General features: G+C 68.6%; 15 protein-coding genes. 4 read left to right on the top strand and 11 right to left on the bottom strand.

Features of this window, described 5'->3' with window-relative positions; genetic code table 11:
• Positions 1–28 precede the first annotated feature (28 nt).
• Positions 29–1045 carry an LLM class F420-dependent oxidoreductase gene (locus tag VGV06_02815; GenBank protein HEV2054087.1) on the top strand — a complete coding sequence of 339 codons (1017 nt, stop codon included), beginning with the start codon at positions 29–31 and terminating at the stop codon, positions 1043–1045.
• A gap of 10 nt (positions 1046–1055) precedes the next feature.
• The gene (locus tag VGV06_02810; GenBank protein ID HEV2054086.1) at positions 1056–1829 is read left to right on the top strand and encodes an enoyl-CoA hydratase-related protein; all 774 of its coding nucleotides are present in this window, start codon (positions 1056–1058) and stop codon (positions 1827–1829) included.
• A 30-nt stretch (positions 1830–1859) separates the two neighbouring features.
• On the opposite strand, the gene VGV06_02805 is transcribed toward VGV06_02810, so the two are convergent.
• The 11 genes from VGV06_02805 to VGV06_02755 form a co-directional block, all read right to left on the bottom strand.
• Entirely contained in the window at positions 1860–2093 is a 234-nt protein-coding gene (locus VGV06_02805) for a type II toxin-antitoxin system prevent-host-death family antitoxin (GenBank protein HEV2054085.1), read from the bottom strand.
• Positions 2094–2591: 498 nt separating this feature from the next.
• On the bottom strand, positions 2592–2981 hold the full coding sequence (locus VGV06_02800; GenBank protein ID HEV2054084.1) for a nuclear transport factor 2 family protein: 390 nt from the start codon (positions 2979–2981) through the stop codon (positions 2592–2594).
• A 98-nt stretch (positions 2982–3079) separates the two neighbouring features.
• Complete coding sequence (locus tag VGV06_02795) at positions 3080–3364, bottom strand: putative quinol monooxygenase (protein ID HEV2054083.1); 285 nt, start codon at positions 3362–3364, stop codon at positions 3080–3082.
• A 104-nt stretch (positions 3365–3468) separates the two neighbouring features.
• Entirely contained in the window at positions 3469–4095 is a 627-nt protein-coding gene (locus tag VGV06_02790; protein HEV2054082.1) for a protocatechuate 3,4-dioxygenase, read from the bottom strand.
• A gap of 512 nt (positions 4096–4607) precedes the next feature.
• Complete coding sequence (locus VGV06_02785; protein HEV2054081.1) at positions 4608–5390, bottom strand: methyltransferase domain-containing protein; 783 nt, start codon at positions 5388–5390, stop codon at positions 4608–4610.
• Between the two features lie 22 nt (positions 5391–5412).
• Positions 5413–6276 carry an NAD(P)-dependent oxidoreductase gene (locus VGV06_02780; protein ID HEV2054080.1) on the bottom strand — a complete coding sequence of 288 codons (864 nt, stop codon included), beginning with the start codon at positions 6274–6276 and terminating at the stop codon, positions 5413–5415.
• Positions 6277–6292: 16 nt separating this feature from the next.
• The gene (locus tag VGV06_02775; protein HEV2054079.1) at positions 6293–7279 is read right to left on the bottom strand and encodes an aldo/keto reductase; all 987 of its coding nucleotides are present in this window, start codon (positions 7277–7279) and stop codon (positions 6293–6295) included.
• Between the two features lie 14 nt (positions 7280–7293).
• The gene (locus VGV06_02770; protein HEV2054078.1) at positions 7294–8748 is read right to left on the bottom strand and encodes an amidase; all 1455 of its coding nucleotides are present in this window, start codon (positions 8746–8748) and stop codon (positions 7294–7296) included.
• A gap of 10 nt (positions 8749–8758) precedes the next feature.
• On the bottom strand, positions 8759–9163 hold the full coding sequence (locus VGV06_02765) for an EF-hand domain-containing protein (GenBank protein ID HEV2054077.1): 405 nt from the start codon (positions 9161–9163) through the stop codon (positions 8759–8761).
• Positions 9163–9633 carry an RT0821/Lpp0805 family surface protein gene (locus VGV06_02760; GenBank protein ID HEV2054076.1) on the bottom strand — a complete coding sequence of 157 codons (471 nt, stop codon included), beginning with the start codon at positions 9631–9633 and terminating at the stop codon, positions 9163–9165. Before VGV06_02760 ends, VGV06_02765 begins: the two co-directional genes overlap by 1 nt.
• Before the next feature lie 111 nt (positions 9634–9744).
• Positions 9745–10992: an MFS transporter gene (locus tag VGV06_02755; GenBank protein HEV2054075.1), complete on the bottom strand. Its 1248-nt coding sequence runs from the start codon at positions 10990–10992 to the stop codon at positions 9745–9747.
• Between the two features lie 119 nt (positions 10993–11111).
• Here VGV06_02755 and VGV06_02750 point away from each other — a divergent pair, with 119 nt between their 5' ends.
• Both VGV06_02750 and VGV06_02745 read left to right on the top strand, forming a co-directional pair.
• Positions 11112–12308, top strand: a complete 1197-nt coding sequence (locus VGV06_02750) for a CoA transferase (protein ID HEV2054074.1) — start codon at positions 11112–11114, stop codon at positions 12306–12308.
• Positions 12309–12310: 2 nt separating this feature from the next.
• Positions 12311–12930, top strand: a 620-nt coding sequence (locus VGV06_02745; GenBank protein ID HEV2054073.1) for a MaoC family dehydratase N-terminal domain-containing protein, incomplete at its 3' end; no start/stop codon positions are given.

Below are 12930 nucleotides of genomic sequence, written 5' to 3'. Positions count from 1 at the left end.
GCGGCGAAAGCGGGTAGACTGTCCCGCCATGGCCAGAAAGCGGTGGTCGCTGTCGGTGCCGATGGAAGGCTTTTCGATCGCCGAGCTGGGCGACATCGCCCGAGAGGCGGAGGGGCTGGGCTATACGGATGCGTGGTCCTTCGAGGTGGACGGCGTGGACGGCTTCACGCCGCTGGCCGCGATCGGCGCCGCCACTTCGAGCATGCGGCTCGGCATCGCGATCGCCAACGTCTACACGCGAGGGCCCGCGACGCTCGCGTCCACTGCCGCCGGGCTCGCGGACCTCGCCCCGGGGCGCTTCGTCCTCGGCATCGGCTCGGGCTCGCAGCCCATCGTCGAGTCCTGGAACGGCGGCGTCTTCACCAAGCCCGCCACGCGCGTGCGCGAGATGGCGCAGTTCCTCCGCGTGGCGCTCGCCGGCGAGCGCGTCGTCTTCAAAGGCCAGACCATCTCGGTGGACGGCTTCCGCCTGACGAAGCCGCCCAACCCGCCCGTGCCCATCTACATCGCGGCGCTGCGTCCCGGCATGCTCAAGGTCGCCGGCGAAGTCGGCGACGGCGTCATCCTCAACTGGAACTCGCCCGAGGACGTCCCGAAGGCAGTGGCGATCGTCCGCGAGGCCGCAGAGAAGGCCGGCCGCGACCCTGAGGCCATCGAGATCACCGCCCGTCTCCTCGTCAACCTGGACACGCTCGGCCCCGAGTCCGACCAGGTCATCAGGCGGAACATCGCCGCGTACCTGAACGTGCCGGTATATCGCGCGTACCAGGAATGGCTCGGCCGCACGCCTGCGCTCCAGCCGATGTGGGATGCCTGGGCGGCCGGGGACCGCAAGGGCGCTGTCGCGGCCATTCCGTCGACCGTCGTCGACGAGCTCATCGTCCGCGGTCCCCTGCCTACGATACGCGCGCGCGTGCAACGCTATTTCGACCAGGGTATCGACACGGCCTTCCTGGGGTTGCAGACCAACGACCCCGATCCCGCTCGGCGCCGCGCGCTCGTGCTCGACGCCATGCGCGGGCTGGCGCCAGGCGCACGCTCCTAGGAGACGCGCAATGTCAGACGAGGTCCTCTGTGCCGTGGACGGCGGCGTCGCCACCGTCACGCTCAACCGCCCCGGCCAGCGCAATGCCATGAACACCGCGCTGCTCGCCGCGCTTCGCGCCCGCTTCGAGGAGCTGGACGCCAACCGCGACGTGCGCGTGGTGGTCGTCCGCGGCGGCGGCCCCGCCTTCTGCTCCGGCATGGACCTCAAGGAGATGGAGGAGCGGCGCGGCGTTCCGGGTGATCCCGAGAGCGGCGTCATCGAGGTCCTCCAGCGCGTCGAGCGCTCGAGACACCCGACCATCGCCATGGTCCACGGCGACGCCATCGCGGGCGGCTGCGAGCTGGCCCTTCACTGCGACCTGCGCGTCGCCTCGGAAGTGGCGCGCTTCGGCATGCCACTGGCGCGGATCGGCCTCGTCGTCCCCTTCCCGCTCGGGCAGAAGCTGGTCGAGATCATCGGGCCCGCCCACACGCGGCATCTTCTCTTCACCGGCCAGCCGATAGATGCGCGGCGCGCGTTGGAGATCGGCATGGTCCACCAGGTCGTGGCGGCGGGGGAGCTGGAATCGGTGACGTCTCAGCTGGCGCAAAGCATCGCCCGCAACGCGCCGCTGGCGCTTGCGGGAATCAAGGCGACGATCCTCCGCTCCGTGTCGCTGCGCGAGGGCATCGCCCACGCCGACCTCGACGAGGCGTCGGCGCGCGCCCGCCAGAGCGCCGACGCCAGCGAGGGCCGCCGCGCCATGCTGGAGAAGCGCCGGCCGGTCTTCCGCGGCGAGTGAGCCGGGCCTACCAGCTCGCGCTGTCAGTCATCACGGGAGATCCTCGAGCCGGACACCGCGTCCACTCCTGAAGGCTGCCCGGGCTTCCACGACTCGCCGGAGGAACTCCGGATGATGCTCCAACCGATAGTCGAACCAGTCATCCTCGGTTTCGAATCCGATCAGGACGCCGGCAGGCCTTCCGTGGCGCGTGATGAGGATCTCCTCGGACTCCGCCAGGCGCAGGAATCGCGAGAGGTCGTCCTTGACCTCAGCCAGTGCCACCTGGCGCACCCGGCGTCCCGCGGTCGGTAAGCCAACGCGCGGCTTCAGCTTTCGTGACGATGGCGAGGACTTCAACCGCTTCGCGCGTGACGTCATAGAACACCCTCACCTCTCCAACCCGGAGACGAAACTGGGGGCGACTCAAGCCCCGCAGGCGTTTGATCCGGCTCTTGCTCACCCGGGTGGGCTCGTGGCGCAAGTGCCGCTCGAGGGCGTCCCGTACTTCAGCCCGACGGTAGGCCGGAAGAGATCTGAAGCCTCTCGCCGCCTCAGGGGCCAAGACGACCTCATACCACATTCTAGCCAGAGTATAGCCAGACTTTCTGCTCGGGTCAAGCTCGATCGCTGCGGAGATCTGGGTCCGGTCTTGCATTCATACATTGCTCGTCAGACCCGGCCGTGGCGGGCGATCATGTGCCGGGATCTGATGTCGGATTGCAAGACCTGATCCCACTCCCCGGAGGCGCCGGCCGCTGCAAGCTGAAGTTAGACCCGACCTCACCGTGGCTTCTCGACGATCTTCCAATACGAGTCCTTCCGAACGACCTTCGCGTCTCGGAATTCGTAGTGATCGCATCCGCGAACTCTGACCGGGACCCCATCCGGCGTGGTACCCGTCAGTAACCACTCCGAAATCACCATGTTTCCACTGATCCAATGACGGTCGTCGCTATAGTGCACGTCCGGGAGCCCCTTGAAGCGCGTCGCTAATCCCTCTCTGACGGCGGCCTTGCCCACAAAGCGCTGTCCCCACGGATCGGGCCCGCGGGGCATATCCAAGGAACAATCGTCGGCAAAGAACTGCATGATCGCGTCCAGATCGTGAGCATTGAAGGCATCGAGGATGGCCTTAGCCGTTTCTGCCGAAACTGACTGCTGTTGAGACATCTCGCTTCCTCCTCGCAGGACGGCCTAACGTTCGCGGTGAGCGGCGCGCCAAGCGCCGCCGCTCGAGCGCGGGGTTAGAGCGCGGTCAGTTGAGCCTGCTAATCCAGAAGCGAGCATCTGATGAAGGTGAGCTTACTCACCACTCCTGCGGCTTCCTCGCGACATCGGGCACTAGACGGGCCGTTCCAATGGGCCTGGAAAGCGGCCTCATCGTCATAGACCTCGTACAGCATGAGGTTCTTCTCAGGCCGCAGGATGTCGAAGCGAAGCGTGCCCGGCTCATCCTTGAGACAGCGGTCTCGGTGCGCCAAGAGCAGCGGTAAGAAAGCGTCGATCTGTCCCGGCGCGATTTCGAAGGTAGCCACGATTGCTAACTTAGCCATCCAGATCCTCCCGTCGTTGTACTGTCGATCTGGCCGATCCGGGGCTCATCCCTCGTCGCTCCAACTGACGGTTCGGCGCCCCAGGCGTCAGCTGCGCGCAGACGTTACCCCTTGTCGAGCACGATATCCCAAACCACGATGAGCGAATCAGGCTCAACATCCGATGTCGGGGGCAGTACCTTCGCGATCAGGCTGTCCTTGTTCGCGCGGATGTTCTGCAGGAGCAGATCTTTGTCGTTCAACGGCTCCCCGGGGAAATACATCTGCGTGATCGCTCGGTTGATCTTCCCGGTCACGTCGAAGTGGAGATGAGGCGGCCTCATCCAGTTGGCAGTAGCCGGATACGCCCCTGGCTTGATCGTCTTAAACCGATAACGGCCCTCGGCATCGGTGTCCTGAACGGCGAAGCCCTCGAAGTTGGGATCGAGGGGCGCCGGGTTCGTGTCACTCGGGTGGGTGTAGCGCCCGTGGGTATTGGCTTGCCAAAGCTCGACCCTCGCGCCTTTCACTGGCTGCCCCTGGACGTTCACGACTCGCCCCATGGCATAGATCACCTGGCCCGCAGCGCGTCCTGGCTTGCCCGATCGGGCAGTCAGATCGGCGGTTTTCTCCACCGACCGGAGGACGGGGTAAAAGGGCCCGAGGATTTCGCCTGGAGTCCGTTTCAGCACCTGGGCGAATACCGAACTGACCGCACCGGACACGGCGAAGCCGCCTGCGGCAATCGCCATACCCAAAACGTGTCGTCGTGAAACTCCGTGATCGCCCCTCATTTGGGTGCGCCTCCTGAACCTGCGTTGAACCACTTGGGTTACGCCAGACCGTACGGATGGGCACGAACCGATACACGATCACCTCCCCATTAGCTGTTGGAGCGCCAAACTAGAATTCGGCTGAACTGCGTAGCGCCGCTGACGAAGCGCGTGCCGACAGCGTAACACGGTGCCCGGCATCATAGTTCTGGCGCGATTAGGATTGAAGAACGCGCACTTCGCCGACGAGTACAGGCTACCGGGCGCCTTGCTATACAGACCTGGGATATTCGATATGCGAGGTCTGCGTATCCGGTGTTGGGCCCGGCGCGGGGTCAAAGGGTCGTCATCAGATCCGCAGGGTCTTGGACGCCGGCGGGCTTCCGATTGAGAACCTGCGTGTCGGCATTCGCCCCGAGAATCACGATCTGGAGGATGACCCATTCCCGCGACCTCCTCAAGGGTGTAGCTGGGCAGATATGGTGGTCGCGCTAGGCGGCGGGCTTGTCGGCGACGAGGATGGCGACGGGGTAGGCGTAGCGGAGGCGCTCGCCGTTGCGCGCCAGCGGGATGCCGAGTCGGTCGTCGCTGAGCGAGGCGGTGAAGATCTCGCGGACCTTGTCGGCGTCGCCGGGCAGCGGGAACGAGCGCGCGAGGAGGCTCTCCAGGTCGCTCTCGAGGCGGTAGCCGCTCACGCGCGGCGCTGGCAGGCCCGCTGGGGCGAACAGGCCCTTCAGCTCCGTGAGCGGCATGGCGCGCACGTGCGAGGGGTCTCGGAGCTTCTCCATCCGGTTGAACTCGGCGGCCTTGGCGACGTCGGGCGACGCGTCGGTGTCGATGACGGCCACCCTCCCGCCTGGCGCGCACACGCGCTTCATCTCGGCGAGCACGGCCGCAGGCTCGAGGAAGTGGTGGAAGGCGAAGCGGGAGGTCACGAGGGAGAAGGAGCCGTCGGCGTATGGCAGCGGCAGGACGTCGCCCTGCTTCCAGCTGACGTTGGTGAGCTTCTTCTCGGCGGCGAGCGCCCGCGCGCGCTCGAGCATCGCGGGCGTGAGATCGATGCCCGTCGCGTGGCGGACGACTTTCGCGAGCGCGCAGACGATGATGCCGCCGCCGCAGGCGACGTCGAGGACGGTGTCCTGGGGGCCCGCGCCGGTGAACTCGACGATCTGGCGCAGCGCCTGCTCGTCCATGATCCCGGGGGCGGTCGAGAACTGCACGGCCTGGCGGCTGAACTGGTCGAGGATCATGTCGCGGTGGCTCGGGCTCGTCATCGTGCCCTCCGATGCGCGGCCGCTAGCGCTTGGCGGCGCGCGCGATCGCGGCGATCTTGTCGGCGAAGTTGACCTGGCTGTCGTCTTCCGGCTCGTAGCCGATCTTCTCGCGCGCGTTGGCGATGCTCCAGAAGCGGTGCGTGTTGCCGCTGATGCCGTAGACGACGAGGAAGGGCACGCCGTGCTCGTCGGCGATGTTCTCCGCCTCGACCATGCGAATCGCCTGCTGGAGCTGGTCGCGCCGCGAAAGATAGGCGCCGAGCGCGCGGTGCATGACCTTGATGTCGCCCGGCTTGACCTGGTCGATGTCGTCGTCACGCGGGCCGCCGATGCGCCATTGCACGACCTCGAGCTTGCGACCTTCCACCTTGCCGGTGGCGAAGACGAAGCCCAGCAGCTCGTAGGCGGCCTTGGCCCAGCCGTACCAGTTGTCCGACCGGTGCGGCATGTCCGGCGTCACCATCTCCATCTTGCCCGCCCAGATCAGCCGCTCGTAATAGTCGGCGGCGTGGTTGGAGCTGGCGACGACGACGCGGCGGACGCCCTCCTCGATCGCGGTCCGGTACACGTTGTAGGCGAGCGCGACGTTCTTGTGCTCGGCCCAGAACTTCGCGTCGCCGTTGTCCTGCCAGGTGGTCGCGTCCAGGCCCGGGGCGCTGACGAAGCCGCAGTGGATGACGGCGTCGGCGCCCTTGAAGTGCTGCCGGTACGCGCTGCGGTCGGGATTGGTCAGGTCGGCGACCACGAGGCCGGGCACCGGCTTGCCGTCGCGCGTGGTCGGGCGGACGTCAATGGGCACCAGGTCCCAGCGCTCGCTGAGCTCGGGGAACATGCGCTGGGCGACGTAGCCCGCCGCCCCCGTCAACACCACGCGCAGCTTGGCCATGGTCGGGATCGCCCTCCTAGAGCTGGACGGCCTTCATCTGGGCTTCTGGATAGCGCAAGCCCTTGGCCGCGCCGCGCGGCATGGCATCGTCGAGGCGCGCCAGGTCGTCACGGGTCAGCGTCACCGCGAGCGCGCCCAGGTTCTCCTCGAGATACTCGAGGCGCTTGGTTCCGGGGATGGGCACGATGTCCTCGCCCTGCGCGAGCACCCACGCCAGCGCCAGCTGGGAGGGCGTGCAGCCGCTGCTCGAAGCCATCTCCGCGATGCGGCTGACCAGCGCCATGTTGTGCTCGAGGTTGCCGTCCTGGAAGCGCGGGTGCTGCCGGCGACGGTCGTCCTCCGGGATGTCGGCCGTGCGCTTGATCGTCGCGGAGAGGAGCCCGCGCCCAAGCGGCGAGTAGGCGACGTACGAGACGCCGAGGGCGCGGCAGGCGGCGATCGTGTTCTCGCCGGGGTCACGGCACAGCAGCGAGTACTCGCTCTGCACGGCCGCGATCGGGTAGACGGCGTGCGCCCGGCGTATCGTCTCGGGCGCCGCCTCCGATAAGCCGATGGCGCGGACTTTCCCACGCTCCACGAGCCGCGCCATCGCGCCGACGGTCTCCTCGATGGGCACCTTGGGGTCCACGCGATGCTGGTAGTAAAGATCGATGACGTCAATGCCGAGCCGCTTGAGGCTCGCGTCGCAGGCTTGGGCCACATACCCTGGCCTGCCGTCCACGAGATTGCCCTTGCCGTCGGGGCTTTGGACAACGCCGAACTTGGTGGCGACGACGACGCCCTTCCGCCTCCCCATGAGCGCGCGACCGAGCAGCGTCTCGTTCTGCCCCCAGCCGTAGATGTCGGAGGAGTCCAGGAAGTCGACGCCGCGGTCGAGGGCGGCGTGGATGACACCGATCGACTGCTCGTCGTCGCTCTTGCCGTAGGTGCCGGACATGGACAACAGGCCGAGGCCGATGGCCGAGACACGGAGACCGCTCTTGCCGAGGGTGCGATGCTCCATTGGACGATCTTCGCTCATGGGTAGTTCGGTGGGGGAACGAAGCCCTGGTACTCGCGCTCGAGGAGCCGCGCCATCTGGATGCACGTGCGGTCGCCGTACTGCGGGCCAATGATCTGCACGCCGACCGGCAGTCCGGACTTGGTGAAGCCGGCCGGCGCCACCGTGGACGGCAGATACGCCATACCCGAGTAACCTGCCCAGAAGAGCTGGTCGGTCGTCGGCACGCGGTGGCCGTTGACCTCGATGGTCCGCTCCCAGCGTTCGCCTTGCTGGTCGTGCGGGAAGGCCGCCGACGCCGCCGCGGGGCAGAGGAGCAGGTCGTACTCCTTGAAGAACTCGGCCCATTTCCAGCGCATCTGGTGGCGCGCCTCGTTGGCCGCGAGCCAGTCGCGGTGCGAGGTGGTGTTGCCGCGGAGCATGCGCGCGTAGTAGCTCGCGTCGTTCGCGCTCAAGCCGCGCACCGTCTGGAGGTTCTTGTCGAACTCCTCCTGCGTCTGGCGGCCGGACGTCGCCGCGCGGAGCAGGTGGACGTAGACGCGCTGGGCCTCACCCGTGTCGATGTCGGGCCGCGCCGTGCCGTTGACCTTCGCGCGCTTCTTGGCAAGGAACTCGGCGACCGCCTGCACCCTCTCCTGCACTTCAGCATCGACTTCAGAGTTGGGATCGGTCAGCATGACGGCCACCTTGAAGTCGCGCAGCGCCTTCCGCCTGGGCGACGGCAGCGCGAGCCTGTACCCGGCGGCGTCGAACTCGTCGGGCCCCGCCATGACCGCGAGCCCGACTTCGAGGTCCTCGGCGCTCCGCCCCAGCGGGCCGATGACGGTAATGTCGCCCTGCGCGAGCCGCCCCGGCAGCGCCTGGCCCCGCGGCGGGACGATGCCGAATGTCGGCTTGTGGCCGTAGACGCCGCAGTAGTGGGCGGGGTTCCGGATGGACGAACCGATGTCGCTGCCCGCCTCGATGCCGGTCAGCCCCGCGGCGAGCGCCGCCGCCGAGCCGCCCGACGAGCCGCCGGGCGCCCGGGAGAGATCCCACGGGTTATTCGTCGTGCCGTAGATGGCGTTGTAGCTCTGGTAGTCGGCGAGGTAGATCGGCACGTTCGTCTTGCCGAAGAGCACAACGCCGGCGCCGAGCAGGCGGTCTACCGCGAGGGCGTTGCGCGGTGGGAAGTTGTCCTTCAGCTCGGGCACGCCCCGCGTGGTCGGCATGCCGACGACATCGTACGACTCCTTGATCGTCATCGGCACGCCGTGGAGCGGCCCCCACACCTGCTTGCGCGCGAGCGCTCGGTCGGCGGCCCGCGCTCGCTTGCGCGCATTCTCGACGTCCATCGCGATGATCGCGTTGAGCGCCGGGTTGTGCTTCTCGACGCGCGAGAGGTAGAGATCCAGCAGCTCGAGGCAGCCGATCTTCTTCCGGCGGATCTCGGCCGCCAGCTCCTTCGCCGAGCGGAACGGCGTGGCGAGCATCGGCCGCCCCTTACTTCGCGCGGCTCATGTAGATGTCGATCTCCTCAACCGTCAGCAGGCCGTCCTTGTCGATGTCCGCAGCGTCGAAATCCTTGAAGAGCGCGTTGATGTACTCATGCAGGCTGATCTGCCCGTCGACCTTGCGCTTCACGGCCTTGAGGGCCTCGGGGCTGACCTCCTTGAGCTCCTCGATCGTCAGGTAGCCGCTCTTGTTCTTGTCCCGGAAGAAGAAGGCCTCGACCGCGGCTTGGTGGAACTCTTCCCGGTCGATTTTGCCGTCGCCGTTCCTGTCGTGGTCCTTGACCCAGGTCTTGGTGTCCGGGGCCGGGCGGGTCTGGGCCATCGCCGGGCCGCCAAGCAGGAGCAGGCCCAGCACCGAGACAGCTGCGACGTAGCGGAATGGGGTGCGCATCATCAACCCTGTACCTTCCAGCTGCCGTCGGGCTGGCGGCAGGCCGTGCCGTAGGCCTTCTCGTCCTTGCCGCCGATGGTCACTTTATTCTGGAACTCGCGGCAGTAGGAGCCGCCCGACTGGTAGGTCCGCACCGGCGTCACGGTGCCGGAGTGCCCGGTGTCCGGGTTGGTCCACGCGACGGGCTTGCCTGTCGGCGCCGATTCGAGGGCCCGCTGCTGCGTCTCGGCCGCCAGCCGCTTGTCACGCTGGTCGAGCATGTTGCCCGCGAAGGCGCCCAGCAGCGCCCCGCCGAGTACCGAGCCCGCGATGGCGAGGCCCCCGCCGCCGGCCGCCGCGGCGATCAGGCCGCCGAACGCGGCGCCGCCAAATGCGCCGATCGACGCCTTCGGGTTGTCCTCGATCGTCGCGCAGCCGGTCGCCGCGACGACGAGCATCAGAATCGCCACGCACTCCGTCAATGACCTGGACATCAGACGTTCCTCCTGGCTCCGGATGGGCGCGCGTCGCGCGGCCGGCTGGAGACCAACGGATTGTAGCCTAACTGTGTTCCGGCGCAAGCGGCCGCTGGACACGGCGGGAGATCAGGCGCCGCCCCTCGCGCGCTCGCACTCGCGATGGATCGCGCCGCCCGCCAGCGCCATGAGCAGGGCCACGAGGGCACAGAGCGCGGCGAAGACCGCCCACGCCGCCCCGTAGGAGTCGCGCGCCTGCAGGACCACGCCGAAGAGCGGCGCCCCCAGCATGAGGCCCACCACGATCGCCGTGAAGGCCACGCCGCTGAGCAGGCCCGACTGGCGCGGCCCCCCGGCCTCGGCGCTCGCGATGAAGTAGATGCCCACCCATCCGTGCGCGCCGACGCCCGCCGCAAACGCCAGCGCGAGCGCCACCGCCGGCCGGGGCATGGGCGCCACGGCGTACGAGGTGAAGATGACGGCGGCGATCACCGAGGAGAGCACGAGCCACGGCGGCCGGCGCCCGCCCAGCCACCGGTCGCTCGCCGCGCCCAGCCCCAGGCGCGCCGCGGCGCCGCCCGCCTGCGCCGCCGCCACGAGCGCGCCTGCCGCGATCGCCGTGAAGCCCAGCACCTCCACGCCGTACAGCGGCAGGTAGCTCAGGACCGCCGATTGCACCATCCCGAGCGCGACGCCGGCGCCGAACAGCATCAGCAGCGCGGGCCGCCCGAGCCACCACCAATTACCCGCCGGCGCCGCGCTCGATTCGCCGCCCGCTCCCGGGTGCGCGACGGCCAGGGACGCGAGCGCCCGCCAGCTCGCAAGCGCGGGCGCGCCCATCACGATTGCGCAGGCAACGACGGCCGCGCGCCAGCCGAAGGCGACGGCGATGGGCGGCAGCACGAGCGCGGAGATGACGCCGCCCACCGTCAGCCCCATCTGCTTGATCCCCATCGCGACGCCGCGCTCATTCGCCGGGAAGAGATCGAGGATGGCCTTGCCCAGCACCGGGTTGACGACACTCCAACCGACGCCGGCCAGGAAGATACAGGCGAGGTACACCCCGAAGCGCGGCGCCGCCGCGGCCAGCGCGAGGCCAAGAGCGCCCAGAGCGAGGCCGCCGAGGAGGGTCGGTCGCACGCCCCAGCGATCGGCCAGGTGCCCCGCCGGGAGCGAGAAGAGCAGGCCGCCGAGGTAGACGGATGGCACGACGAACGCGACGTCGAGCCGCGTGAGACGGAAGCCCTCGACGAGGCTCGGCAAGAGCGGCGAGACACCGAGAATGCCGAAGGCGCCCATCCCGTACGCCACGGTCAATAGCGCGAGGAGGAGCCATCGGCGCGGCGGCGCGGGCGCCTCGCGGAGGTCGGGCGGCACAGCGCCAGATGGTAGCATCTCCGCGGGCGCACATGACGGAACCGGGAGGCGAAGTGATTTCGGATGGACACGGCGGGCCGGCTTCGTCTAAGCTCACCCAGCAGTTCCTAAGGACTTCCATGCCAGGACCTCTCGCAGGCGTTCGCGTTCTCGATGTCACCACGGTCGTGCTGGGCCCGTGGGCGACCCAGACGCTGGGCGACCTGGGCGCCGATGTCATCAAGGTCGAGCCGCCCGAGGGCGACACGACCCGCCGGCTGGGACCGGCGCGCCACCCGGGCATGGCGGCGTTCTTCCTCGCCTGCAACCGCAACAAGCGCAGCCTCGTCCTCGACCTCAAGCAGGACGCCGGCCGCGCCGCGCTGCTGCGGCTCGCGTCCACGGCGGACGCGATGCTGCACAACTTCCGCCCCGAGCCGGCGGCGCGCCTCGGCCTCGACTACGAAACGTTCCGGGCCGTCAATCCGCGGCTCGTCTACTGCGCGACGTACGGCTTCAGGGCGCGCGGCCCGTACGGCAACAAGCCCGCCTACGACGACGTCATCCAGGCGGCCGCCGGCCTCGCGTCGCTCCAGGCTTCCATCGCGGGCGAGCCGCGCTACGTCCCGACGATCGTCGCCGACAAGACCAGCTCGCTCGCCGTGCTCTCCTCGGTCCTGGCGGGCCTGTTCGAGCGCGAGCGCTCCGGCCTGGGGCAGGCGATCGAGGTGCCGATGATGGAGACCGTCGCCGCGTACGTCATGGTCGAGCATCTCTACGGCGAGACGTTCATCCCGCCAATCGAGAGCGCGGGCTACAAGCGCATCCTCAGCCGCTGGCGGCGCCCGTTCCAAACGAAGGACGGCCATCTCGCCGTGGTGCCCTACACCGACGCGCACTGGAGGACGTTCTTCCAGATCGCGGGCCGCCCCGAGCTGCAGGACGACCCGCGCTTCACGACACTGGAGTCCCGGCTGGCGAACATCGAGGTGCTCTACGAGGAGCTGGGCAAGATCGTCGCCACGCGCACCTCGGCCGAGTGGCTCCAGGCGCTCGAGCGCGCGAGCGTGCCGGCGACCGTCGTGAACACGCTCGAGTCGCTCCTGACCGACCCGCAGCTCGAGGCAACCGGCTTCTGGAAGGTCGTCGAGCATCCGAGCGAGGGCACGCTGCGCATGCCCGACATCCCCACGACGTACAGCCGGACGCCCGGCGAGATCCGGCGCCTCCAGCCGCGCTTGGGCGAGCACAGCGTCGAGGTGCTGCGCGAGGCCGGGTTCAGCCAGCCCGAGATCGACGGCATGCTCGCCTCGGGCGCCACGGCACAGGCGCGATGACCATGGCGAGATCGCTCGCGCTCTCGCGCGACATCGTCGGTGTCACCGTGGGCCCCATCGCTCACGACATTGACGCGCGCTGGCTTATGGCCTACGCCGCCGCCCTCGGCGAGACGGACGCGCGCTATTACGACACGCTGGCGCCCGGTGGGCCGGCCGCCCACCCGCTCTTCCCCGTCTGCTACGAGTGGCCGGCGATGCTGGCTCTCCGCGAGCGGGCTACCCAGGAGGAGTTCGCGATCCGCAGTGTCCACGCCACCCACGACCTCACCCTGCATCGCCCGCCGCGCGCGGGGGACACGCTCTCCACCAGCGCGCGTGTGACGGGGCTCGCGCACCGGCGCGCGGGCACGCTCATGACCGTCCGCCAGGAGACCGTCGACGCCGAGGGCCGACCCGTCAGCACCACGGACTACGGGAGTGTCTATCGCGACGTTGGGTTCGAGGGAGAGGACTCCGGCTTTCGACCTGAAGTGCGGGACGGACTCGAGATGCCGGCAGGCGCCGTCGAGCTGCCCGTGGCGGTGCCTGCCGGGCTCGCCCACGTCTACACGGAGTGCGCGCGCATCTGGAACCCGATCCACACCGACGTCGCCGTCGCCCGCGCCGCCGGGCTCCCGGA

This window comes from Candidatus Methylomirabilota bacterium (assembly GCA_035936835.1).
GTDB lineage: Bacteria > Methylomirabilota > Methylomirabilia > Rokubacteriales > CSP1-6 > AR37.
Note: the sequence above shows the minus strand (reverse complement) of the source record. Positions and strands in the feature narration are given on the sequence as shown.